Below are 24,684 nucleotides of genomic sequence, written 5' to 3'. Positions count from 1 at the left end.
AATTTATTTTTTCCTGGGAATCGGCTTTATCCTCTTCACCATATCCAAATTAAATCGCTTGCCTCAATCGAAAAGATTGGTTTCGCTGCCTATTTATATGGCTTTATTCAGTTTTCTGATCGGGGGTTTATTAGCGAAAAAATACATCGATATTAATATCAACAATCAGAAGTTTAAAAACGAAATGATTGCTCTGAATAACAAATATACAGCATTCCCTAAACCTGAAGTTACCTCCTGCAATATAGATCTCACGCATACCGGTGAAGAAATAGCTGTAAAAGTCAAGCTTGAAATTTGTAATCATTCCGGTTCAGATTTAGACACCCTTCTTTTCAGTTTAAATCCTGATTTAAAAGTAAATGCTGTTCTTCAGAATGGTAAGAATCTGAATTTTACACGACAATCTCATCTGCTGAAAATCGTACCCAGCCAACATTTGCTAAAAAATGAAAGCACAAAATTAGATGTTACTTACAGCGGATCGATAGATGAACGAACTCATTTTTTGGATTTAAATCCTGAATTAACCGAAGACAACTTTACAGCAGAGATGTTCCGAATCCGAAAGCGATTCTCTTACCTGAAAGATGATTTTGTATGTCTTACCAGCGATGCCTTATGGTATCCAATTGCAGGAGTTGGATATGCCTCCAGTAATCCAGCACTGCATTCACCCGATTTCACAAATTTTACTTTAAAAGTTAAAACATCGAATAATCTGATTCCCGTTTCGCAAGGAGAAGTAACAAAAGTTGAAGATGGAATTTTTGAATTTCATCCGGAATCAGCCTTACCCAAAATCAGTCTGCTGATTGGTGATTATCTAAAACACAGCATTCAAGTCGATTCCGTTGAATATTCAATTTACAGCATTCGTGGAAATGAATTTTACCTGAAGCATTTTGATGTAATACAGGATAGTTTGCCTTCCCTTATTCGCGAATTAAAAAATGAATACGAAACCCAAATAGATTTAGAATATCCGTTCAAACGGTTCGCTCTGGCCGAAGTTCCTATTCAATTTGCTTTGGACAAACACATTTGGTCGATAAGCAGTGATGCCGTGCAGCCCGAAATCATTTTTTATCCTGAAAAGGGAGTTGTGATGGAGGAAACTGATTTTAAAAAACGAAAGAACCGGTTCGAAAAAAGAATGAAGCGGGATAATGAAGAAGTCTCGGACGAAGAATTACAGGCTCGTATTTTTAAAAGATTTGTACGTGCAAATTTTATGCCTCCTGCAACAGAATGGTATCAGTTCGATAATGTTGATAGAAATACCTATTCTCCTTTCCCCAACTACTATGGCTACTCAACCCAGTTGTATTCGCAGGAATATCCGGCTCTGAATATTGCTTTGGGTGTTTATCTACAAGAAAAAAGTGCAGGATCACAATCACAAAACCGTTGGCAATTCGATGGAATCAGTAAAGAAGAGCGCATTAATCTTGAACTAAAGGAAGCATCATTAACAGACATCACAAAATCGGGTATTAAAGCATCCAAAGACGAAGATGAACAGATCTACTTAAATGATATTTTCAGAGAAAAGGGAATTCATCTCTTCTCTATTTTTAAAGCCAAATACGGGGAAGACAAGTTTAATTCCCTGCTAAAAAGTTATATTGAAAAAAACCTTCATCGAAAATTTAGCTTTGCCGGTTTTGATAGTCTTCTTATTGCAAACAACGGCGAATCAATTCGGGCCGATGTGAAAAACTGGTATACAACGAACAAATTACCAGGCTTTTTAATTAAAGATCTGCAAACCTACAAGGTGAAAGAAGATGATCACATTAAATACCAGATTCGATACAAAATCTCAAATCCGGAATCGGTAGATGGAATTGTTTCGGTTAGCATCGAATTAAATGATCAAAACCGAAGACGAAACCGAAGAAACCCGGAGGAAGAAAAACCACCTTTTACAAAAACAATTCTTGTGCCGGCGAATTCAGCTCTCGAAGTGGGATTTGTATTCCCTTCGCAACCAAGCAGAATGAATGTATCAACACATATCTCAGAGAATCTTCCCAATAGTTTAGCTTATGATTTTAGTTCGTTTGACGAGACTAAAAAAGGCAGTTTCTTTAATGATATAAAAGCTTGTGAAGCCTTTGACGGGATTTTAGCCACGAATGAATTTGTAGTTGATAACGAAGATAAGGGCTTTGAATATGTGCAGGTTTCGAACAAAAGTTATTTAAAACAATGGATGGACGACAAACGAATTACTGAACATGAATATTCGAGGCTGCGCACATGGAATCCGCCCAATGAATGGAAAAATGTTTTGCGTTCCGGCTTTTTCGGAAAATATGTACGATCTGCGCTCTTCACAAAATCCGGACAAGGTGAACGTTCGGCAATTTGGACTGCAGAACTGAAAAACAGTGCTCAATACGATGTTTACTGTCATATCGAGAAAATTGAACAGTGGGGAAGACGAAGAGGACAGCAGAAAAAGACGGATTATAATTTTAAAGTATATCATGAATCAGGAGTTGAAGAAATCAATAAAAGTGATCAGGAACTGGAAAACGGTTGGAATTATCTGGGCACTTTCTTTATCACACCTGAAAATGCAAAAGTAGAACTGAACAACAAATCGGCGGGCTCTTTTCTCTTTGCAGATGCAATTAAATGGGTTGAAAACAAATAAAATATACTAATTATATAAGGCATGATCACAACTATACCACAACAAAAATTGTTACGAATATTTATCTGTGCCGGAGCAATTCTATTCAGTTCTTTCTACTCGCAGGCACAGAAGAATATCACTCTGGATGAGGCTCTTCTCATAGCCTTTGAAAATAGTCCTGACATTAAAAAATCGCGAATAAACATGCAGCAAAACAAAGAACAGCTGAATGCCCAGCTGGCCTCTTTACGCTCTCGTTTTTCTTTTGATGTTACTCCTTTATCGTACGACAAAACAGAATCGTACAATGAATATTTTTCTACCTGGAATACTTCTGAAAATAAAAAAGCAAGTGGAACATTTACCGTTTCTCAGCCAGTTAAATTAACAGATGGTAGATTGTCGCTGCAAAATGAGTTTGGCTATCAGGACAATTACTCTGAAGCCAGCAGTTCAAATTATGCGGGATACAACAACTCGCTTTACTTGCAATACGATCAGCCGCTGTTCACATTTAATAAAACCAAAATGGATTTGACCCGAAATGAGTTAAATCTTGAAAATGCGACTTTGGCCTACTCCATACAATTACTAAATATGGAAAGGCGGGTAAATCAGGCATTTTATTCCATTTATCAGAAACAAATGGCCTTAAAAATATCAGAGGAAGAGTTTGAAAACCAAAAAGTAAGCAAAGAAATCATCGAAAGTAAAGTTGAAGGTGGATTGTCTGCGAAAGAAGAACTTTATCAGGCCGAATTAAACTACGCAACCAGTAAATCGAGTCTGGATAATAATCGTGTAGAATTGGAAAATGCCAAAGATGAATTTAAATTTTTGTTGGGAATCTCTCTTTACGATGACGTAACTGTAAGTACGGATATCCAATACGTTCCTGTAATTGTAAATCTTGAGAAAGCCATTGAAAACGGATTGACACAAAGATTGGAATTGACCCAAAAAGAAATAGACTTAAACAATGCCAAATTTGATTTGATTCAAACCTCAGCAACCAACGAATTTAAAGGAAATGTGAGTCTTTCAATTGGAATTATGGGAAACAATGAAAATCTGGCCGATGTTTACGACAAACCAACCAGAAGTCCACGGGTTGGAATCACTTTTTCTGTTCCAATATTTGATTGGGGAGAAAGAAAAGCGCGTATCAGAGCCGCCGAACTGGAAATAGAAAGCCGCGAAATAGATAAAAACAGCCTGCGCGATGACATCACCATCAACATTCGAAAAATATACCGCAATCTTCAAAATTTGATTCAGCAAATCGAAATCTCCAAACAAAACCAAGAAAATGCAGAACTAACTTATGATATCAATTTAGAGAGATACCGAAACGGTGATTTAACCAGTATTGATTTAGAACGCTTTCAAAATCAGTTGTCCGAAAAGAAAATGAATCTGGCTAACTCTTTAATCAACTATAAGTTGGAATTGTTGAATTTAAAAATACAATCACTTTGGGATTTTGAAAACGACAGATCCTTTGTGCCACAGGAATTGCAGGAAAATTTGATCATTGAATAAAAACAAACTCAATCATGATATACCATACTAAGTTCACAAACATGAAACGAATCGCATTCTACCTTCTAAGCATTGCAATATTTTCCGCATGTAACGACAGGGAAACTGATCTAAACAAAGACATCGCAGTTCAGGTATCCGTTCAGGAAATTACATCCAAAAGCATCGAAAAATTCATTAGCACAACAGGAACTGTAAATCCTATAAAAACAGTTGCTATAAAAAGCGAAGTAGCCGGCAAATACCACTTGCAGATTAATCCTGCAACCGGTCGCCAATTTGCCTTGGGCGATTTCGTTAGAGAGGGAACCAATGTTATCGTTCTGGAAGATAAGGAATATGAGAACAACATTAAAATCAAGTCTTTGGAACTTCGTTTGGAGATATCTCAGCAAGTATCCGAAAAGCAGCAATCCTTATACGAAAAAGGAGGCGTTACCCTTTCGGAAGTGAAAAATGCCGAAATAGACCTGATCAATGCCAAATATTCTTACGAAGATGCCCTATTTCGATTGGCTAAATTAAAGGTAAAAGCTCCTTTTTCAGGAATCATTACCAATCTAAACTACTATACCGACAATACACGGGTTGAAGCCTCATCGGACATGCTAAATATCATGGATTACAGCAAACTTCATATGGAGATTAATTTGGCTGAAAAAAACATGACTTCGATCAAAAAAGGACAACAGGTAAACATTATCAACTATACGATTCCCGGTGATACATTAAACGGCGTTCTGGCTCAATTATCGCCAGCTATCGATTCTGAAACCAGATCTTTTAAAGCTGTTATTAATATTAACAACTCTAAACTTTTGCTGCGCCCCGGTATGTTTGCAAAAGCTGAAATTGTAGTTGCAAAAGCCGACTCGACCATTGTGATTCCGAAAAATGTGATTCTGAACAAACAAAAAGGAAACACTGTTTTTGTTGTAAACAAAGGCTTGGCAGAAGAGCGTGTAATTGAATTTGGATTGGAAAATCCTAACGAAGTACAGGTAATTTCAGGATTAGAGAAAAAAGACCGATTGGTAGTAAAAGGCTTTGAAACTCTTCGTGATCGATCAAAAATAAAGGTGGTAAAATAATTTCAAGAGATCGTTAGATACCAGACATGAGATATTAGATTGATTTACAGACCTGATTCAAATCATATCCAAGTATAACATGGCAATCTTTGTCATTCAATTATAAATTGCTTTCAAAATGAAGAAAATAACTCAATTTTCGGTCAATTATCCGGTAACAGTTTCCATGATTGTAATGGCAATATTACTTCTGGGATACGTGTCGCTCGGCAAATTAAATGTTGACCTGTTCCCGGAAATGAACGCTCCCCGCATATTTGTGGAAATTAAAGCCGGCGAACGTCCTCCGGAAGAAATCGAAAAGCAATTTATAGAAAGTATTGAAGCTCAATCCATTCGACAAAAAGGCGTGAGTCAGGTTTCATCGGTTTGTATGGTTGGATCGGCTCGGGTAACCGTGGAATATTCCTGGGGGAGTGATATGGATGAAGCTTTTCTGGAATTGCAAAAAGCACTAACAGCCTACAGTCAGAATGCCGAAATTGATGAATTCACCATTACGCAGCACGATCCCAATGCATCTCCCATTCTAATTATCGGAATGCTTCATCCGGAAATTAAAGACATGGATGAGTTGCGAAAAGTAGGTGAAAATTACATTCGTAACGAATTGATTCGTTTGGAAGGAATCGCTGAGGTAGAATTGACCGGAACACAGGAAAAGGAAGTGCGCATCGAAACCAGCCAATACCTTTTGGATGCCCACAAAATAACCATCGATCAGATTGTACAGAAAATAAAAAGTCTGAATCAAAATGTTTCGGGTGGAAGCATTGTTGAGATGGGAACCAAGTACATTATTAAAGGTGCCGGTTTAATTCGAAACATTCAGGAAATTGAAAATATAATTGTCGGAACCAAACAATCCTCGGCCTCATCGTCTGCTCCTGTAAATACAGGCAATCAGGTTTTGGTGAAAGACAAAGTACCCATCCTTTTAAAAGATGTTGCCAAGGTAAGTTTTGTGGCAAAAAAGGCACAAAATATTGTCCGTATCAATGGCCAAAGATGCATCGGGTTATCCATTTACAAAGAAACGGGATCGAATACAGTTCAGGCAGTTGAAGATTTCGAAAAAACGATGGTTTCTATCCGTAAAGCCTTGCCGGGATATCAGTTTATCGTGGTTCAAAACCAAGGTCAGTTCATTCAAAAAGCCATTGATGAAGTAGAAGAAACCGCTTTAATTGGTGTTCTCATCGCTATTTTGGTTCTTTTTGTCTTTTTGCGAAGAATAAAGGTGACTGCTATTGTCAGTTTTGCAATTCCTGTCTCCATCATCGCCACCTTTAATCTAATGTATTTTAATGGATTAAGTTTGAATGTAATGACACTGGGCGGTTTGGCATTAGGAGCCGGAATGCTGGTCGACAATGCCATTGTAGTGATCGAAAATATATTTCGGAAAATGGAGCTTGGGCTCTCGGTGAAAGATGCCGCCATAGAAGGAACTTCGGAAGTTGGAGGTGCAATCGTAGCTTCCACACTTACCACAATTGTTGTGTTTCTTCCTATTGTGTATATGCACGGAGCATCAGGTGCACTATTTAAAGATCAGGCCTGGACGGTTGCTTTTTCGCTGATAGCCTCTCTTTTTGTTGCAATTTTAATGATTCCCATGTTGTTTCATTATGCCTACAAGGGAAAAGGAAAAAATTTAAAATTCAAATCAGTTAAAATAAGCTGGTACGGAACTTTACTGGCCAATTTGCTAAACAAACGAAGCCTGGTAATTGGAGCCGCAAGTTTATTAATTGTACTGACAGGGCTTATTCTACCCTATGTTGGAAATGAATACTTACCCAAAAGCGGAGTCGGCGAATTCAGTCTGGATATTCAATTGAAAGAAGGAACTCAACTGGAAAGAACCTCTCAAACAGTTGAAGCCATCGAATCCATGCTGAAACAATCCATGGGAGGTTATTTCGAAACTGTATACACTCAAATTGGTCCGGGAAGCAGTTCTGCTACCGACAAAGCTGTATTTCAAAATGAAAATACCGCCAGCATAAAAATTCGTTTAAAAAGCGAATACACTGCTCAATCGGAAGCAATACTCGAGAACGTAAGTCAATTGGTTGGTGATATTCCGGATGCAGAAATATCCATTATCCACGACGAAACAGCATTACAATCGACCATTGGAACAGAAAGTGCTCCCATTGAAGTGGAGGTAAAAGGAAAAGAAATGAAAGTTCTGGAACAGCTTTCTGCAGAAATTAAAGAACTCCTGACTCAGGTTCCCGATTTGACAAATATAAAAACCAACATTGAAGAAGGAGCCCCGGAAGTTAATGTAGTGATTGATCGCTACAAAGCAGGTCTTTTCAACCTAAGTACAGAAGGAATTGCCAGTCAGCTACAGGACATTTTGATGGGAAAAGATGCCGGCAAATTCGAACAAGGCGGAGAAATGAATGACATTACCATTCAGATGCCTGAAACCAGTCTGTCTGAATTAAATACGCTTTTGCTAAAAAGCGGAGATCAGGAAATTCCACTCTACGAAGTAGCGAACATCGAAAAATCCTCTTCTCCGAAACAAATGCTAAGAAGAAATCAGACCAGAATTGGAAAGATAAGTGCAGACATTCGCGGAGAGGTCGCTTTCGATCAGGTAGTCGACAAAATAAACACCAAACTGGCAACTATTGAATTGCCGCAGGGCTATCAGGTAAATCTGATTGGCGAAGAACAGAAACGCCAGGAAGCACTTTCCAATTTAAGCTTTGCCTTAGTGCTTTCGATCATATTGGTATATATGGTTCTGGCTTCACAATTCGAATCGCTCATTCATCCGTTCACCATTCTGCTCACTATTCCATTGGCTGGAGTTGGTGCCATTTGGGCATTTTTCCTTTTGGGAATGCCTATGAATATCATGGCCTATATCGGTATTATTATGCTGGGAGGAATAGCAGTAAACGACTCCATTATTCTGGTCGATGCCATTAATCAATTCAAAGAACAGGGGAATTCCTTGCGCGATTCAATAATTATGGCTGGAGAAAACAGGATTCGCCCAATTGTAATGACCAGTATCACAACCATTTTAGCCTTGCTTCCACTAACCATTGGATTTGGTGAAAGTGCAGCTTTACGAGCTCCAATGGCAATAGCAGTAATTGCAGGCTTGATTACCTCAACCCTGTTAACACTGGTCGTTATTCCTTGTGTTTACTATATTTTCGATAACATGAAAAGCTATTTTTCGAAATCGGGAAAATAGAACATCGAACAACACAATGGAACAAACAGATTTAAATAATAATCTGACACAACATCAATAAACAGGAACAAGCTAACAGCTAATTAAGCTTAGATTATATGAACTTCATTATAAAAAGAAAGGTTTTAATAGCAATGCTCTTCACCGGACTTAGCATGTTGGGATTTTTCTCCTACAAGCAATTGCCGGTTGAACTGATTCCAAATGCTCAGCTTCCTATGCTGTTTGTTCAGGTAGGAACTACAATGGAAGTAGATCCCCGCTATATGGAAAGTGAAGCAATCATTCCTCTGGAAGGAATTGCAGGAGGAATGGAAGGCGTTGAAAAGATAGTCTCTACTGCCGGACAGCAACGGGGAAGCATTGAAATTTCATTCGAACAGGGAACCAATCTTAAATATGCATATTTAAAACTTGCTGAAAAGGTAGAAGAAAAGAAAAAAGATCTTCCAAAAGAGTTCAGGGTTCAGGTATTTAAATTCGATATGGAACAACTCAACAACATGTTCATGAATATTCAGGTTCGTGGTAGTGGAGGTGTTGACCGGGTTCGGCAAATTACTGAGAATGAAATCGTCGATAAAATTAAAAATATCGATGGCATAGCCAATGTGGCTCTTTTTGGCGGGCGCGAAAAATCCATTGATATTCTGCTAAGAGATGATGTTTGTAAAAGTTATGGCATCAGTCCGTCAGATGTTCGTACCGTTCTAAGCAAAAACAGCAACATGCGAAGTTTTGCCGGGAAAGTGATTGAAAATGACAAAATGCACTTTGTGAATGTTGTCTCCGAATTTACCGATATCTCAGAATTAAACGAGCTTGTTGTTAAAGAAGCAGGCAATATAAAACTGAAAGATATCGCAAGCATTCGTTTTGGAGTAAAGGAAGAAACCTCATACAGCCGTGTAAACGGAAAAGAAGCAGTAACCCTTCAGCTAACCCGCGATTCTCAATCGAACATCATCGAACTGGCCGACAATGTAATTGCGAAAATTGAAGAAATCAATCAGGAATTGGCAAGCAAAGATATTGCTGTGGTAGTGCAAACCAACACTGCCGAAACCATGAAAATCAATATCGATTTAATTATTGAACTGGCATTAATTGGAGGCCTTCTGGCAATTTTCGTTCTCTGGATATTCCTGAAAAACCTTCGTTTGGTCACCGCAATTGCACTGGCAATACCCATTTCGGTTTACACAGCATTCAATTTTTTCTATGCTTACGATATCAGCATCAACACACTCACTCTTTTGGGGATGGCGCTGGCCATTGGGATGCTTCTCGATAACAGTATTGTGGTTCTCGAAAATATTTACCGCCTGGCTGCCCAAAAGAAAGATCCGGACACGGCAGTAATCCAGGGAACCAAAGAAGTATGGCGATCCATTTTTGCTGCCACATTAACAACAATCACCGTATTTCTGCCTTTTCTGTTTACATCCAATTTCTTTATCGGATTATTGGGCAAGCACATTGGTGTTTCCATCATCTCTACCTTGCTGGTATCGCTCGTTGTTGCCCTGCTTTTAATTCCCATGATTACCCACACTTTTCTGAAACGAAAAAATACCGCCCGTGCCGTTAATTTTCAAAACATTTCTCTCCATAACCGATTGGTACAAATTTATCTGGTAACACTGAAATCGTGTATGCGGTATCCGGGAAGAACTATTCTTGGCGCTTTAGGACTGTTTTTCGTCACCTTACTGATTAGTTTGGGTTTAAGCATGATTTCGACAGAAGAAACCGAAACGAAAGATTTGAATCTTTATGTGACACTTCCCGGTGGAACCACTCTCGAAAACACCGATTTATTCATTCGGGAAGTAGAGCAAAAACTTGATTCGGTTCAGGAGAAAAAAGACATCACCAGTCAGGTTTATGAAGAAGAAGCTGTTTTAACAATCACATTGCTTGATGATTATCGCGATAAGCAAAACCTTTCCATTCCCGGAATTAAGAAAAACATTCTGGAACGTTTGGATGATTTGCCAAGTGCATCTTTCAGCTGGGATCCTCCGGCTACAGGTCGTCGATTTGGCGGTAGCGGAGGTTTTGGCGGCGACAATCCATTTATGGAAATGTTGGGAATGGGCAGTCAAAAAGAAAAACTGATTATTAAAGGTCAGGATTTTAATAAAATGCTCGACGTATCGGAAGATTTGGAATACTACCTAAATCAATTGACTTCCATTAAAAATGTATCGGTTCGAATTCCAGCCAAACGTCCCGAAATGGTTATGGAACTGGACAAACAAATCATGGCGGTATACGATATTCCTGTTACATCGGTATTATCGGAATTAAATTCCTTTCAGAAAGAATTTTCGAGTGGTGTAAAATTCAAACAAGGCACCGAAGAGTACGATATTATTATTAAAACACTTGGCGACAATACCGAACAGCAAACAAGAGATGCAAAAGATCTGCGTAAGCTTACCGTAAGAGGTACTCAAGGCGCTGAATTCGAATTGCAAAACATCAGCAATCTGAATTTCACCGACGGATTGTCGACAATTAAGAGAACCAATCAGGAAAAACAACTCGAAGTTGAATATCAGTTTATCGATGAAGTGAACGATGAGAAAGACCTCTTAACTGCTTCGAGGGTAGAAGTTGATGAACTGGTTGAACGGATGAATATTCCATCGGGAATAGCACTGGAAATTGTTCATGAAGAAGACAATCTGGCTGAATTTGGCTTTCTGTTTCTGATGGCCATCATTCTGATATTTATGATTCTGGCTTCGGTCTTTGAATCTTTCACCATGCCTATTGTGATGATGTTTTCCATTCCTATGGCTGCCATCGGATCGTTAATTGCCTTGATCCTAACAGGAACCTCTATGATGAACGCCAATGTATTTACCGGGCTAATTATTCTTCTGGGTATTGTTGTTAACAACGGAATCATCATGATCGATTACTCCAACGTATTGCAGAAACGCGGCTACCGGGAATCCAGATCTCTTATTATGGCCGGACTGGCGCGTATCCGCCCTATCCTGATCACAGCCATCACCACCATTATTGCTCTAATGCCACTTGCGCTTGGCCGTGCCGAATATGTAACAACAATTGGGGTTCCTTTTGCCATAACCGTAATTGGCGGACTAAGCCTCAGTACAATTCTTACCCTGGTTTTTATTCCAACACTATATGCCGGATTGCGAACCAGCTTAAACTGGATACAAAATCAGCCGGTTTGGGTAAAAGCTCTTCAAATTGCCATTTGGATGATAGGAACCTACTTCATTTACGTGGAAGTAGACAGCAAAATTTGGCAGATCATTACATTCCTGATTTTGCTGTTATCCGTACCGGCATGCATCTATTTTATTCAGGCCAGTTTAAGAAAAGCCAACGAAAAGCTAATTGCTCCTGATGATGCTTTGCACATCGAAATTAGAAATTTGGTGAAAATATACGAATGGGATGGTCGGTTTATCAGGGAATGGAAATCAGGACTTAAAATTAGAGAGCGATTGGGTTTAAAGGAATCCTATTCATCTATCCGAGATTTTGTCACCTTAATCTGGCAATTGCCTTTGCTTGCATTCCTGTTCTTTTTCATTTACATCCATCTCGAAAACAAATACTGGTTACTTGGCTTGTCCATACTATTCCAAATTCTGATTTTGAATTTTATGGCTCCCGTTATGGAATACCGTAATCATCTAAAAAAAGAGAGCAGTAAAAAATGGATTCCCCGATTTATTTATGCTCTGCATAAAATCATGTACTGGTTATTCCCGGTATCTGTATTCACATATTTTTATCAGCAATACGAACTAATCGGGCTCATTGCTCCTTTGGCCTTTTTCTGGTATTTGGCTTTACTGATCAAAGTATCTTCGGATAAAATTTATCATGAAAAAATAAACATCAACCGTGTTAAAGGCCGGTTTAGCGGCATCCGCAAATTCTTCTACCGATTTGTTTTAATCATCCCAATCATCGGGAAAAAGAAAGTTCCGTTTAAAGCCGTTAAAGGTGTTTCCTTTGATATTAAAAACGGGATGTTCGGATTACTGGGACCCAATGGTGCCGGTAAATCAACCCTGATGAGAATTATTTGCGGTATTCTGGAACAGAGTTACGGGCAAATCACCATTAACGGCATTGATGTTCGCGAAAAGCGTGAAGAACTGCAAGGTTTAATTGGATACCTGCCACAGGAATTCGGCATGTACGAAAACATGAGTGCATGGGATTTCCTGAACTACATGGGAATTCTAAAAAAACTAAATAACAATAAAGAACGAATGGAACGCGTGGAATATGTGCTTAAAGCCGTTCACATGCTCGGTCAGAAAGACAATAAGATCGGTTCCTTTTCGGGAGGAATGAAACAAAGAATCGGAATTGCACAGATTCTGCTTCACTTACCAAGAATTTTGGTGGTGGATGAGCCAACCGCCGGACTTGATCCGCGCGAGCGAATTCGATTCAGAAACTTATTGGTAGAACTAAGTCAGGACAGAATCGTGATTTTCTCCACCCACATTATTGAAGATGTTGCCAGTTCGTGTAACCGGGTTGCTGTGATGAAAAAAGGAGAACTAAAATACCTGGGCGAACCCATTCACATGGCAGGTATCGCCGACAAAAAAGTGTGGATGCTGACTGTACCAACCGAAGAGTTTGAAGATTTAAAAACCAAACATGTAATTATTCATCACATGCGCGACAAAGATCAGATTCGGGTTCGCTGTTTGGCAGATGAAAATCCGGGTTACGGAGCTGTAAATACAAAAGCAAATTTAGAAGATGCCTATTTGTGTTTGCTGAATGAGAAAGAAAAGGGTTAACCACTAAAACAAAAAAATAATTTAACCACGAAGGTAAACTAAGTAATTCTCGAAGCACACAAAGGAAAGTACCATAAATAGTTAAAACAAAGGTCGTTAAAATGATGAAATCATCAAGGATATTTATGAGAAACAAAAAAACATTGTGTGACTTTGTGCCGTACTTTGTGCCCTTTGTGGTAAAAAATAAAAAATGATTTAATAATAATGAAAGAAAAACTGATACTCACAGCCGATTTTATACGCTACAACATCAAGATTATATTTGCGAATAAATTCATCTATTTTCTGATTGCAGCCTTCGCCTTTTTCCTGATGGTAACCGGTATCATGTTGTTCTCGGATTCGAGTCCCGATGAAGCAGATATTTATAAAAGCTTAATATTTCCAGGAATCCTGATCTTATTCTACCCTGTTATCTACAACATACAAAGCGATAAAGATACCCGAATGCTCGAAATTCTGTTTGGAATCCCCAATTACAGATATAAAGTGTATTTGGTTCGCTTTGCTCTAAGCGTATTACTTTTGCTCTTAACAATGTGCCTGATGTCGTGGATAACCGTATTTGCAATTATTCGCATATCCGTTTTTCATATGGTTTACCAACTGATGTATTGTCTGCTGTTTTTAGCTAGTCTTGCATTCCTTTTAGCCACTCTAATCAAGAATGCGAGTGGAGCCGCGGTAGTAATGGTAATTATTGGTCTGGCATTTCTGATTCTTGCAGAACCACTTCAATCCAGCAAATGGAACATATTCCTAAACCCCTTCAATGTTCCGGGTGATATGAGTTACAGTATCTGGCAAAACGTACTTTCTCAAAACCGAATGATGCTGGTTGTGGGTTCAGTCATATCAATTTTATGGAGTTTAATTAACATGCAAAAGCGGGAACGATTTGTATAGGATACCAATCCACTATGAGCACAAAGAAAAAAGGCTCAATAAACTAAATTATTGAGCCTTTTCTATTTCTTATCAAAAAACTATTCAACCTCGCTAAGCTGACTGGCTTTCTGCTTCAGCTCTTTATTCCAACTGTTCAATCCGCCTTTTAAATGCGCGGCTCTGTGATAACCCAATTTATGCAGGTAGTTTCTTACTTGCTTGCTTCTAAATCCTACATGACAAAAAATCACCATGTCTTTGTCCTTTGGCAAAAGAGGAAGCTTGTCCGGCATCTGATTTACAGGAATATGCATGGCATTTTTGATACCCTCTTTCGCCAATTCATGAGGCTCGCGAACATCAATCAGCAAAATATCATTTCGCTTTTCCATCTCGTTCATTAACTCAAGAGCAGTGTAACTTGTTTTAGGGCCGTTATCATTATTTTTAAAAAAGAACATATGCTTAAATTTTAAATTAAATGTTTATCGTGTCGATGAAATATCAATGCAGATATAATCAACATTAGGTCTAACAAATATAAAAAAATAAGCCACTATCAATCATCTTAAAATAAAAATATGATTGGGCAGACACTTAAAGTTTGTTAAAAATAAGATTTATGCCGGCGTTCCAGTTATCAATATAATGGCAATTAGGATACACACCTCCGAAAGTTCTTTTCTGAAATACATCAAAGTAACGAAAGCCGTTATAGTAGCGTGGAAAAATCTAATAGGTTTAAAAGGCTAATTCATTTTGCACTATCAAAGGAATTAATATCTGTATCAAAAGCGGCGGCTCTTTCGGGCAAGGAACTAAACGAATTATTAGACCTTCAAAGAGTTGCATAGATAAAAATTGTTTTAAGCGATGCGAATATATTTATAGACCTGTGTAATATTGGTTTGCTCGATGAGTTTTTCAGTCTCAATTTTGAATTTCATACAACTGAACAGGTTATGAATGAGATAAAGAGACCAGAGCAAAAGCAACAAATTGAAAAGTACATAAATAAAAGCCTAAATATTAAGATACTTACTGGAATTGATGTTTTAGAGGTTGCCCAACTGCTTAATAGTAATGTATCAAACCTATCCTATGTTGATTGCGAGGTTTGGTATCTATCAAAACAACACAATCTAACACTTCTTACAGGTGATAAGAATCTAAGACTCCAAGCCACAAAAGACAATATCGAGGTTCGAGGTATTTTATTTTTGTTTGACGAAATGATAGAACAAAACTGCATTACACAAAAGTACGCTTACGATAAACTTTTTTGCTCAGTAAAACAAATATCAGACTACCTAAAAAGGAAATCGAAAAACGCCTAATCGATTGGAATTCTTGAAGACATATCATTTTGTTGGCTTCAACAAAATGATAAAAACAACGAATGATAATTATCATTATTCATGAATAATAGCAATATGTAATCACATTTCATGCTAAATAAATATTATTCATGAGACAATCTATAACAAAAGCGATGAAAACAATTGATAATTTAACACCTTATATTGCTACTCATTTAGGTGAAGTATTGAGCGATGAACTAGAAGCAAACGGAATCACACAGACAGAGTTTTCAAAAACAACAGGCATTAACAAAAATCTACTAACCGAAATTATGGAGGGCAAACAAAACATTAATGGAGAATTGTCGATAATGCTTGAACAAGCTTTAGGCATTGATGCGGAATATTGGCTAGAACTGCAGAAAAACTACGAATCAGACAGGACAAAAATAGAAGCAACTAATAAAGCTTGTTAGTTTACCATTTTGTTGACGTCAATAATATGATAGCAAATACTCAATACGAACCATTTTCCCAACCTCGGGAAAATGGTTTCCTTATTTGAGCAAATACACAAATAAAGCCCGTGGCTTTACAAGAGGAATTTTGCCACAAAGTAAAATTTCAGCACCCCAGATTATCTCGTTATCCAGTTAATCGCTTTTAGTAACCCTATTAAAGCAAAAATTGCGAGATTTCACACAAATCTCGCAATTTCAACAATAAACGAATATCATTTTAAATAGTGGAATTTCAACAACCAATTAATTTATTTGGGCGTTTCTACTCTCATTTAAAGAAAAATCGATTTTCTTTAAATGAAAACATCCTTATTTAAAATTTCAGTGTTTCTCTTAATTAGGCGAAAGACTTATTATGCACTTAATCGCTGAACCTCCCTATTTATAATGCAAAAGAGAAGTTGTTATTCCAAATAAACATGCTTATTTTTTACTGAAGAATACAGGAAACCGGTTTAGACCCGTTTAATATGGCTTGATAAATTAACTAGTAATGGCAATCAACAGTTGAAATGATATCACAAAAAAGTTACTTAAACAACTAAAAATCAGTGATTTAAAGTTCTTTAAATCCTTGAAAATCAGTATCTTACAATAGTTTCTCACGCTATATGTAGATATGATTCCCAAGGATAAAGACGACAAATTAATAAGAATATATTTTATAATCTGTGATTATTACAACGAATTGCAATATTACTGTGAACGGTTCAGTAATAGTAATACGCCAAAGTTTACTGATCAGGAAATAATGACTATTTACCTTTATGCACTTCATCATCAAGGTCACACTAGAGTAAAACACATGTATCGGTTTGCTGATGAGTATTTAAGAACATGGTTTCCACATTTAGGAAGCTATCAAGCTTTTAACAAACGGTTAAATAGATTATATGGTGCATTTAATCGTTTAGTCAGCTTACTGCTTGAGAATCATGCTCCGGAAGATTGCCTGTTTGACCAGAGTCTTTTGGATTCAATGCCAATAATCACATGTTCCGGCAAGCGTCAGGGAAAGGTGGCACGGGAGCTGACAGACAAAGGGTATTGCTCAACAAAAAGCATGTACTACCATGGCATGAAGTTGCACGCACTGGGATTCAGGAGGATTGGCACATTGCCACACCCAGAACAATTGTTGTTGACGCCGGCTTCTGTAAATGAGATTACGGTTTACAAGCAAGCTTGGGCTCAAATTGAAAATAGGTTTTTCTTTGGTGATAAAATTTATATGGATAAAGAACTAAACCAGAGTATGATTAAAAATTTAAACTCAGAAATGTTGACTCCTGTAAAAGCTGTAAAAGGCATGAACGACATTATTAAAAAACGAATTAAAGCAGCTGATGATTTGTATTCAACTGCAGTCTCCAGAGTTAGGCAGCCAATTGAGGCTCTGTTTAGCTGGCTTATCCAGAAAACAGATATTCAAAAAGCCAGCTTGGTAAGATCGCTCAAAGGTCTGCTTGTACATACATATGGGAAACTGGCTGCTACTTTTATTAAACTAGCATTTTAACTATTGATTCGAATTAGTAAATATTGATTAAAGAAAACAGGACTTAACCCGTCGCATAAAGCATAGCAGGGTTCGGTACATTTTAGGTAGGTAAATTCCTAAGTTAATAATGAAAAGAAAATTGATATCGAAAATGATTATGCATATGAAAAAGTAATATGGAAATATTTAACATGCAAAATACCTAAGGGTAAAATAATTTTTCGGACTTGAACACATGATGAAGATAAACTATTCACGAAGATTTCAGATATAAATATAGCCTCTAAGCAAATTACTCCGAATTTTGGAAGATGTAACAAACCTTTTCAATCAGTTTTTTATAGTTCCGACAATAAACCAACTTCTTATTCTGAATTAGTTGAAAGTTGGGCTAAATCCAAGAATAATGGAGACACTGTTCATGTCACAATAGGGACATGGAGATTAAAGAATGATGCAGATTTGTTATCAAAATCTAAAAAAACCTTACCGAATTATTGAAAATAATAGTTGCATTGTTATTTACAATTACTAAATTTGCTATCATATTAACAAGTATTTACTATTATGGTTGCCATAACTATATGAATAAGTGGTATTTGTAGTGTTAATCTAAATAAATAAAATTATGAGTTTAATGAAAAATTTTCTGTATTTGTGTTGTGTTGTATTCATTTTTGCTTCTTGTTCGAAAGAGAATGAAGTAAAATTGAAGGATGATATCACACTTACATCTGAAGAATTTGAATCAAAGGCTGTTCCTTTCTTTTATGTTGAAAAAGGAGATTCAATAACTAAAGATACATATAGAGAAAAACCTGAGTTTTTAGAATTAGATAAAAGTGTTGTGATGTTTAGTACTGAAAATAAACTTAAAACAACTGGAGCTAGTTCAGGTGGGGGGTATATAACGCACTTAATGATTTCAGACAGCAAAAGCTCAAATCCTCCCGCTGGCGTACAAGGTATTAAAATACCTGTTGATTTGAATGAGGATGCTGGTGGAAATTGGATATATCTATATTATAGCAAGGGTGAAGAAGATCCGATCGTCTATCTAAATTTTTTAACTAGTTCTGATCCTAATGAGCTTAAAATAGCAATTGAGACTCCAGCTTATAATATTCCAATTAAAAATCAAGATGGCATTATTGCGGATTTAAATCATAGGGCAGGTGGTCATTATGTTTATGGTTATTACAGAAAAAATAATTCAACAGATCTTCCAATTAGAGATATTGCAATTGTCTCTGGGAATAGTTCTGTTACTTATGGTGATTATGAAAAAATACATACGGATTTGAATAAGGGAGCAGGTGGGAAGTACATATATGTGTTTGTTAAACGATAATAATCCACTGTTAATATATTACTTAGCAAAAATAGATTATAATGTGCGGATTTTAGTTCGCACATTTTTTCCATTTATTGTTGTTGATTAGATGGTATAAGTCCAACATAACACAGGATATTAAAACTTTAGATAGTGGGAATTTACATTCAAATGTGTTTTTTCAAGCCTTGAATAAATAGGGTTTACTGGAAAAAGCAGTTTGGCTTTATTTTACACATATATCCAATATGCTATTGCTCTAAATTTTCTTTATACAATCTTTACTGATCTGCTTTCTCATTCTCGTAACACATTCTTTTGTATTTAGTTAGATTTTCTACAAATTTTGCAGTTGTTTCCAGTAATTTCCTTTTTTCAGAAACAGAAATAAAATTAAGATTGCTATTCGATAGTTTGAATCCAGATTCTATATAAATATTACTATGGTTTACAAATACTTGAAACTCATTAAATTTATATTTCTTCTTAAAGTTATCGAATTTGTCATGCTCTAATCCTGAGATTATTCCACCTATAGAAACCAAATTATTGCCTTTATCTACATCAAAATAATATTGATTTTTTACATTGAATTCAATTGCTCCATTTCTCCACCTAGTATTTACCCTTCTATTGAATTTATTTGCTAAATAATTTGAGAGAATGACAGTAAACTGTTCTTTTGCTAAATATATATCTTCTTCATTAGGCTTTGTTGATTCAATATTAGGCTCTAAATATCTCTTAATAAAACCTTGTAATTCATTAAGTTCTTGTTCAGTGTGATATATTGAGCCAAATTCGATTGCACTTAAGTTAGAACTCGTAAGTAAATTCATTGATGTTACAATTCCAGACTTTTCATTAAAATACACCTTTGCATGTAAATTTTTAATCAATTTGGGTTTTAAGCCAAGTTGTTCAATTTGTTCCCAACTTTTATAATTATCACTGTCAAGTCTAGTATAAAATTGGATTTTAACACCTCTTTTTATCGCATTCGTTATATCGACTTTAATTCTATCCCAGTTATTTAAATTCACATAAGGAGATACCAATATGATATACTCTTCGGTTTCATTAATAAGATTAAGAATTTCACTTGTAATTTGGTAAGGAGGAATTATTTTCATTTCAGTTTTATTTGTGTTTAAGATAAAAACTAATTCTTTCACAAAATTAATAAATATGAAAAACTGTAATTAAAATTAAATAAAACCCTGTATTTCAACCGATAGTGACACTGTCATATCTGCCAAATTTACAAAATTCTTAAACAAGATAAACTTAGAATAATAAAAAAACCATACAAGTTATATATCATCATCCTGTAAAGAAATAAAAGTGGAGTAAAATAAATAAACCGTCAGGTATAAAAAACAAAACGCCTAACTTTTAGCAAGTTAAGCGTTTTTATAGAGGTCTCTGGCGGATTCGAACCGCCGTAGACGGTTTTGCAGACCGGTGCCTAGCCACTCGGCCAAGAGACCCTATCTTCCGTAAAGGCGTTGCAAAGATATAAATTTCTGATTTACCCTTGCAAACTTTTTTCAGCTTTTGTAATAAAAATCTCAAGGTATTTCTGCAAAACAAGCTTAATCAAAGAATTAGCGACTTAAAGTTAAGCTCACTTTTTCTATTTGCCCACCCATCGGAGGGTTCATTTTCGATACTTTTACTGTTGCATGCTCCAATTCCGGGAAATTTTGATACAAAACATCCAAAATTCTTTCGACAACATGCTCCAGCAAATGAGATTTAATTTGCAATTGTTCCTTTATCATTTCGTAAGCGCGCTGATAATTCAGAGCATCGCCTATAGAATCAGATTTAACAGCCTTTTCGGCATTATATTCCATGCGGACATAAACAGTAAACTTATTCCCGACAATTTGCTCTTCCTTAAAACAACCGTGATAGGCATAAAATTCCATGCCCTCTAATTCAATAATTCCCATCTCTTTTTGTTATGATATTCTTTGGCGAAAATAAGAGATAAATTTAGAAATTACGAATTCCAAATGATGATTTGCAATTTATGAACCAGTATTAACCAATTTAGTAAGTCGTAATTCCAAATTCGTAATTGATTTTGCTGGAATTTCTATACTTTTGTTGTTCGTTTCATAATGTAACTGATCAATAAATTATTGTAAATTTATCAAATTGCATTTCGATTCGAAAAGCAAGGCAGGATTCGGTTCCGAATCTCAGGCAAATACATGTATCATTTTAAATTGAGTAGTATGGATAACAAAAATGTAAAAGATGAGAATGTTAACGAAAGTAAATCTCTTAATTTTATCCAGCAGATTATCGAAGAAGATCTGAAAAACAATGTGAATGATGGTAGAGTACACACACGATTCCCTCCGGAACCAAACGGGTACTTACACATCGGACACGCTAAGTCGATATGCCTAAACTTTAGCCTTGCCCAACAATATCAGGGAAAATGTAATTTACGTTTCGACGATACAAATCCTGTTAAAGAAGACACAGAGTATGTAAATTCCATTATGGATGACATCAAATGGTTAGGTTTTCAGTGGGATGGTGAGCCTTTATACACTTCTGATTATTTCCAGCAATTGTATGATTGGGCAGTGAAGTTGATTACTGATGGAAAAGCCTATGTGGATGATCAGTCAGCAGCGCAAATTGCTGAGCAGAAAAAATCACCAACCGAGCCAGGTATCGAAAGTCCGTTTCGCAACCGAAGCGCAGAGGAAAATCTTGATTTATTCGAAAGAATGAAGAATGGTGAATTTAAGGATGGAGAAAAAGTTCTTCGTGCAAAAATTGACATGACTTCATCAAATATGCACATGCGCGATCCATTGATGTACCGTATCATGCATGCACATCATCACCGTACCGGCGACCAGTGGTGTATTTACCCAATGTATGATTATGCTCACGGTGAGTCGGATTATATTGAAGGCATTACACACTCTATTTGTACATTGGAATTTGAAGTTCACCGTCCGCTATACGAGTGGTTTGTGAATAATTTAACTGATACAGATTACAGACCAAAACAACGCGAATTTGCTCGTTTAAACTTAAGCTACACAGTAATGAGTAAGCGTAAGTTGCTGGAATTGGTAAAAGATAACCATGTAAATGGATGGGATGATCCACGAATGCCTACTGTTTCGGGATTGCGAAGAAGAGGATTTACTCCTGCGTCAATTCGTAATTTTGCGGATATAATTGGTGTTGCAAAACGAAACAATGTAATTGATGTTTCCCTTTTAGAACATTGTGTTCGTGAAGATTTGAACAAAACTGCGCCACGTGTAATGGCTGTTTTGAATCCTGTAAAATTGATCATTACCAATTATCCTGAAAATCAGGAAGAATTTTTGAGTATCGAAAACAATCCTGAAGATCCGGAAAGTGGAAATCGTGAAATTCCTTTTTCTCGCGAATTGTATATCGAGAGAGAAGATTTTATGGAAGATGCTCCTAAAAAATTCTTTAGAATGACTCCGGGACAGGAAGTACGATTAAAAGCTGCTTACATTGTAATGTGCGAAAAAGCACTTAAAGATACTGATGGAAATATCACTGAAATTCACTGTACTTACGATGCAAAATCTAAGAGTGGCAGCGGATCCGAGGAAAGCAAGCGCAAGGTAAAAGGAACACTTCACTGGGTTTCTGCTAAGCATGCTGCTAAAGCCGAAGTTCGTATCTACGATCGTCTTTTTAATCACGAAGCACCTGATGCTCAGAAAGAAACAGACTTTAAGGAATTTATTAATCCTGATTCTCTGCAAATTTTGAGCGAGTGTTACGTTGAACCAAGCTTAAAAGAAGCTAAGGCTGAAGATCATTTTCAGTTTACCCGATTGGGCTATTTCTCAGTGGATAAAGATTCTACTGCAGAAAAATTAGTTTTCAACCGTACGGTTTCTTTAAAAGATTCCTGGACTAAAACCCAAAAGAAGTAAAAATAGCTGTCAGCTCTCAGTTGCAAGCTACAAGACTAAATAAAAAAAGAGTGCATTTACGCACAACACCTTTTGATTATATATAAACCTGTTGGGATTTTCCTGACAGGTTTTTTTGTTTTAAAACTGTACAAATAATTACCAACTCACTTTAAGTGAGACTCTCAGCTTTCGACTATTCAAGACACTTCTGGACTTTCTTAAGACCAAAAAACCACTCCCCAAAGGAAGTGGTTTGTCTTGTTGAGAAAAAATCTCAATTATATTTTAATGTTCTCCATTGCATAATCCAGACGAGCCATGGTTTCCTTTTTTCCAAGTATTTCGATGATATCGAACATGTGAGGGCCTTTACCAGCACCTACCACAGCCAACCGGAAAGGATTCATCACTTTTCCAAAACCAATTTCCTTGGCAGTGATCCATTCTTTCACAATCTCTTCAGAATTAGCTGACGAAAAATTTTCAACACCTTCCAAAATGCCTTTTAATTCTTCAACCAAGGCAGGCGTATCCTCTTTCCAACCCTTTTTAATGGTTTTGGCATCGAATTCAACAGGTGCTTCAAAAAAGTAATTTACATGATCCCAAAGCTCCGAAACAAAATCTACACGATCTTTCACCATGCCACACACCCTATTCACAGTTTCCTGATCAGCATCAATTCCTTTTGCTTTTAAAATCTGTTCAGCAAACAAATTTCCAATCTCTTCATCCGATTTAGTCATCAGATACTGACGATTGAACCATTTGGTTTTCTCAGGATCGAACTTAGAACCCGATTTGCCCACACGTTCCAAAGAAAATGCCTGAGAAAGCTCCTCCATTGAGAAAATCTCCTGCTCTGTTCCAGGATTCCAGCCTAAAAAAGCCAGCATATTTATGAAAGCTTCAGGAAAATATCCGCCTTCACGGTATCCCGATGAAATTTCATTTGTCTTAGGATCAGTCCATTCCAATGGAAATACCGGAAATCCTAACTTATCCCCATCACGCTTGCTTAATTTCCCTTTTCCAACCGGTTTCAAAATTAATGGAAGGTGAGCAAATTTAGGCATATCATCTTTCCACCCAAACGATCTGTACAACAACACATGCAATGGCATCGACGGCAACCATTCCTCCCCGCGAATTACATGGGTTATCTTCATTAAATAATCATCTACCACATTCGCCAAGTGATAAGTCGGCATTCCGTCTGATTTAAACAACACCTTATCGTCTAAAGCGGAAGTATTAAATACTACACGACCTCTTATTTCATCATCCAATTGCAATTCTTCGCCAACCGGCATTTTAAACCGCACAACATAAGCTTCGCCGGCCGCAATTTTATTTTGAACTGCTTCCGCAGATAAAGCCAAAGAGTTATTTAAATTTTCGCGGGTTGCATAATTGTAGGTAAAAGTCTTTTTCTCTTCTTCATGCTGATTTCGGATTGCATCCAACTCTTCAGGAGTATCGAAAGCATAATATGCATTCCCCGAAGCGATCAGCTGATCAGCATACTCACGATACATTGGCTTGCGCTCCGACTGGCGGTAAGGCCCGTATTCACCACCTACAGTTGCTCCTTCATCAATTTGAATTCCACACCATTTTAACGATTCTGCAATATACTCTTCCGCACCGGGAACATATCTTGTTTGGTCAGTATCTTCAATACGCAATAGAAAATCACCATTGTGTTTTCTCGCAAATAAATAGTTGAAAAGGGCTGTTCTAACACCTCCCATATGAAGAGGCCCCGTAGGACTAGGAGCAAATCGAACCCGTACTTTCTTATCGTTCATTGTTATATCCGTTAATTTGGCAACAAAGATAAGAAATAAGAGGAAAAGTAAAGGGGAGA

Annotated in this window: 15 protein-coding genes and 1 tRNA gene; 11 read left to right on the top strand and 5 right to left on the bottom strand. The window is 36.8% G+C overall.

What is annotated here, in order from left to right; all coding sequences use genetic code 11:
* From ACHZAX_RS20790 to ACHZAX_RS20765, 6 genes are all read left to right on the top strand, one after another.
* Nucleotides 1-2,665 (top strand): golvesin C-terminal-like domain-containing protein (locus ACHZAX_RS20790; RefSeq protein WP_320020413.1); only part of this gene is annotated, 2,665 nt, incomplete at its 5' end.
* A 21-nt stretch (nucleotides 2,666-2,686) separates the two neighbouring features.
* Nucleotides 2,687-4,189, top strand: coding sequence for a TolC family protein (locus ACHZAX_RS20785; RefSeq protein WP_320020412.1), 1,503 nt, complete (start codon nucleotides 2,687-2,689; stop codon nucleotides 4,187-4,189).
* Between the two features lie 41 nt (nucleotides 4,190-4,230).
* On the top strand, nucleotides 4,231-5,280 hold the full coding sequence (locus ACHZAX_RS20780; RefSeq protein ID WP_320020411.1) for an efflux RND transporter periplasmic adaptor subunit: 1,050 nt from the start codon (nucleotides 4,231-4,233) through the stop codon (nucleotides 5,278-5,280).
* Between the two features lie 118 nt (nucleotides 5,281-5,398).
* A complete protein-coding gene (locus ACHZAX_RS20775; RefSeq protein WP_320020410.1) occupies nucleotides 5,399-8,509 on the top strand; it encodes an efflux RND transporter permease subunit in 3,111 nt (1,036 codons plus the stop codon).
* Nucleotides 8,510-8,607: 98 nt separating this feature from the next.
* Nucleotides 8,608-13,326: an efflux RND transporter permease subunit gene (locus ACHZAX_RS20770; protein ID WP_320020409.1), complete on the top strand. Its 4,719-nt coding sequence runs from the start codon at nucleotides 8,608-8,610 to the stop codon at nucleotides 13,324-13,326.
* A gap of 207 nt (nucleotides 13,327-13,533) precedes the next feature.
* Nucleotides 13,534-14,235, top strand: coding sequence for an ABC transporter permease (locus ACHZAX_RS20765; RefSeq protein ID WP_101309959.1), 702 nt, complete (start codon nucleotides 13,534-13,536; stop codon nucleotides 14,233-14,235).
* An 80-nt stretch (nucleotides 14,236-14,315) separates the two neighbouring features.
* Here the strand turns inward: ACHZAX_RS20765 and ACHZAX_RS20760 are convergent, their stop codons facing one another.
* Nucleotides 14,316-14,678, bottom strand: coding sequence for a rhodanese-like domain-containing protein (locus ACHZAX_RS20760; protein ID WP_320020408.1), 363 nt, complete (start codon nucleotides 14,676-14,678; stop codon nucleotides 14,316-14,318).
* Between the two features lie 501 nt (nucleotides 14,679-15,179).
* On the opposite strand from ACHZAX_RS20760, the gene ACHZAX_RS20755 reads away from it, so the two are divergent.
* The 4 genes from ACHZAX_RS20755 to ACHZAX_RS20740 all read left to right on the top strand — a co-directional run bounded on the left by ACHZAX_RS20755 (nucleotide 15,180) and on the right by ACHZAX_RS20740 (nucleotide 18,891).
* On the top strand, nucleotides 15,180-15,554 hold the full coding sequence (locus tag ACHZAX_RS20755) for a PIN domain-containing protein (RefSeq protein WP_320020407.1): 375 nt from the start codon (nucleotides 15,180-15,182) through the stop codon (nucleotides 15,552-15,554).
* 131 nt (nucleotides 15,555-15,685) lie between these two features.
* Entirely contained in the window at nucleotides 15,686-15,994 is a 309-nt protein-coding gene (locus tag ACHZAX_RS20750) for a HigA family addiction module antitoxin (protein ID WP_320020406.1), read from the top strand.
* A 796-nt stretch (nucleotides 15,995-16,790) separates the two neighbouring features.
* On the top strand, nucleotides 16,791-17,558 hold the full coding sequence (locus tag ACHZAX_RS20745; RefSeq protein WP_320020405.1) for a transposase: 768 nt from the start codon (nucleotides 16,791-16,793) through the stop codon (nucleotides 17,556-17,558).
* A 619-nt stretch (nucleotides 17,559-18,177) separates the two neighbouring features.
* Nucleotides 18,178-18,891: a hypothetical protein gene (locus ACHZAX_RS20740; RefSeq protein WP_320020404.1), complete on the top strand. Its 714-nt coding sequence runs from the start codon at nucleotides 18,178-18,180 to the stop codon at nucleotides 18,889-18,891.
* A 263-nt stretch (nucleotides 18,892-19,154) separates the two neighbouring features.
* On the opposite strand, the gene ACHZAX_RS20735 is transcribed toward ACHZAX_RS20740, so the two are convergent.
* The 3 genes from ACHZAX_RS20735 to folB form a co-directional block, all read right to left on the bottom strand.
* On the bottom strand, nucleotides 19,155-20,006 hold the full coding sequence (locus tag ACHZAX_RS20735; protein WP_320020403.1) for a phospholipase D-like domain-containing protein: 852 nt from the start codon (nucleotides 20,004-20,006) through the stop codon (nucleotides 19,155-19,157).
* Between the two features lie 286 nt (nucleotides 20,007-20,292).
* Nucleotides 20,293-20,363 (bottom strand) — tRNA-Cys (locus tag ACHZAX_RS20730).
* A 117-nt stretch (nucleotides 20,364-20,480) separates the two neighbouring features.
* The gene (gene folB, locus ACHZAX_RS20725; protein ID WP_320020402.1) at nucleotides 20,481-20,831 is read right to left on the bottom strand and encodes a dihydroneopterin aldolase; all 351 of its coding nucleotides are present in this window, start codon (nucleotides 20,829-20,831) and stop codon (nucleotides 20,481-20,483) included.
* 288 nt (nucleotides 20,832-21,119) lie between these two features.
* Between folB and ACHZAX_RS20720 the strand changes: the two genes are divergently transcribed.
* A complete protein-coding gene (locus tag ACHZAX_RS20720) occupies nucleotides 21,120-22,832 on the top strand; it encodes a glutamine--tRNA ligase/YqeY domain fusion protein (protein ID WP_320020401.1) in 1,713 nt (570 codons plus the stop codon).
* A 260-nt stretch (nucleotides 22,833-23,092) separates the two neighbouring features.
* Here the strand turns inward: ACHZAX_RS20720 and gltX are convergent, their stop codons facing one another.
* Nucleotides 23,093-24,625 carry a glutamate--tRNA ligase gene (gltX, locus tag ACHZAX_RS20715; RefSeq protein ID WP_320020400.1) on the bottom strand — a complete coding sequence of 511 codons (1,533 nt, stop codon included), beginning with the start codon at nucleotides 24,623-24,625 and terminating at the stop codon, nucleotides 23,093-23,095.
* Between the last annotated feature and the right edge of the window lie 59 nt (nucleotides 24,626-24,684).

Origin of the sequence: Labilibaculum manganireducens (assembly GCF_963665805.2) — a bacterium.
GTDB classification, from domain to species: Bacteria; Bacteroidota; Bacteroidia; order Bacteroidales; family Marinifilaceae; genus Labilibaculum; species Labilibaculum manganireducens.
The sequence above is the reverse complement of the archived record's forward strand: the minus strand, read 5'-3'. Positions and strand labels throughout refer to the sequence as shown.

What these genes read in the sequence shown, in the direction of transcription:
- ACHZAX_RS20735 (WP_320020403.1), bottom strand. Translation starts at nt 20,006, where the DNA reads ATGAAAATAATTCCTCCTTACCAAATTACAAGTGAAATTCTTAATCTT.
- ACHZAX_RS20755 (WP_320020407.1), top strand. Translation starts at nt 15,180, where the DNA reads ATGAATGAGATAAAGAGACCAGAGCAAAAGCAACAAATTGAAAAGTAC.
- ACHZAX_RS20775 (WP_320020410.1), top strand. Translation starts at nt 5,399, where the DNA reads ATGAAGAAAATAACTCAATTTTCGGTCAATTATCCGGTAACAGTTTCC.
- ACHZAX_RS20750 (WP_320020406.1), top strand. Translation starts at nt 15,686, where the DNA reads ATGAGACAATCTATAACAAAAGCGATGAAAACAATTGATAATTTAACA.
- ACHZAX_RS20760 (WP_320020408.1), bottom strand. Translation starts at nt 14,678, where the DNA reads ATGTTCTTTTTTAAAAATAATGATAACGGCCCTAAAACAAGTTACACT.
- ACHZAX_RS20740 (WP_320020404.1), top strand. Translation starts at nt 18,178, where the DNA reads ATGAAAAATTTTCTGTATTTGTGTTGTGTTGTATTCATTTTTGCTTCT.
- ACHZAX_RS20745 (WP_320020405.1), top strand. Translation starts at nt 16,791, where the DNA reads ATGACTATTTACCTTTATGCACTTCATCATCAAGGTCACACTAGAGTA.
- ACHZAX_RS20770 (WP_320020409.1), top strand. Translation starts at nt 8,608, where the DNA reads ATGAACTTCATTATAAAAAGAAAGGTTTTAATAGCAATGCTCTTCACC.
- gltX (WP_320020400.1), bottom strand. Translation starts at nt 24,625, where the DNA reads ATGAACGATAAGAAAGTACGGGTTCGATTTGCTCCTAGTCCTACGGGG.
- folB (WP_320020402.1), bottom strand. Translation starts at nt 20,831, where the DNA reads ATGGGAATTATTGAATTAGAGGGCATGGAATTTTATGCCTATCACGGT.
- ACHZAX_RS20720 (WP_320020401.1), top strand. Translation starts at nt 21,120, where the DNA reads ATGGATAACAAAAATGTAAAAGATGAGAATGTTAACGAAAGTAAATCT.
- ACHZAX_RS20785 (WP_320020412.1), top strand. Translation starts at nt 2,687, where the DNA reads ATGATCACAACTATACCACAACAAAAATTGTTACGAATATTTATCTGT.
- ACHZAX_RS20780 (WP_320020411.1), top strand. Translation starts at nt 4,231, where the DNA reads ATGAAACGAATCGCATTCTACCTTCTAAGCATTGCAATATTTTCCGCA.
- ACHZAX_RS20765 (WP_101309959.1), top strand. Translation starts at nt 13,534, where the DNA reads ATGAAAGAAAAACTGATACTCACAGCCGATTTTATACGCTACAACATC.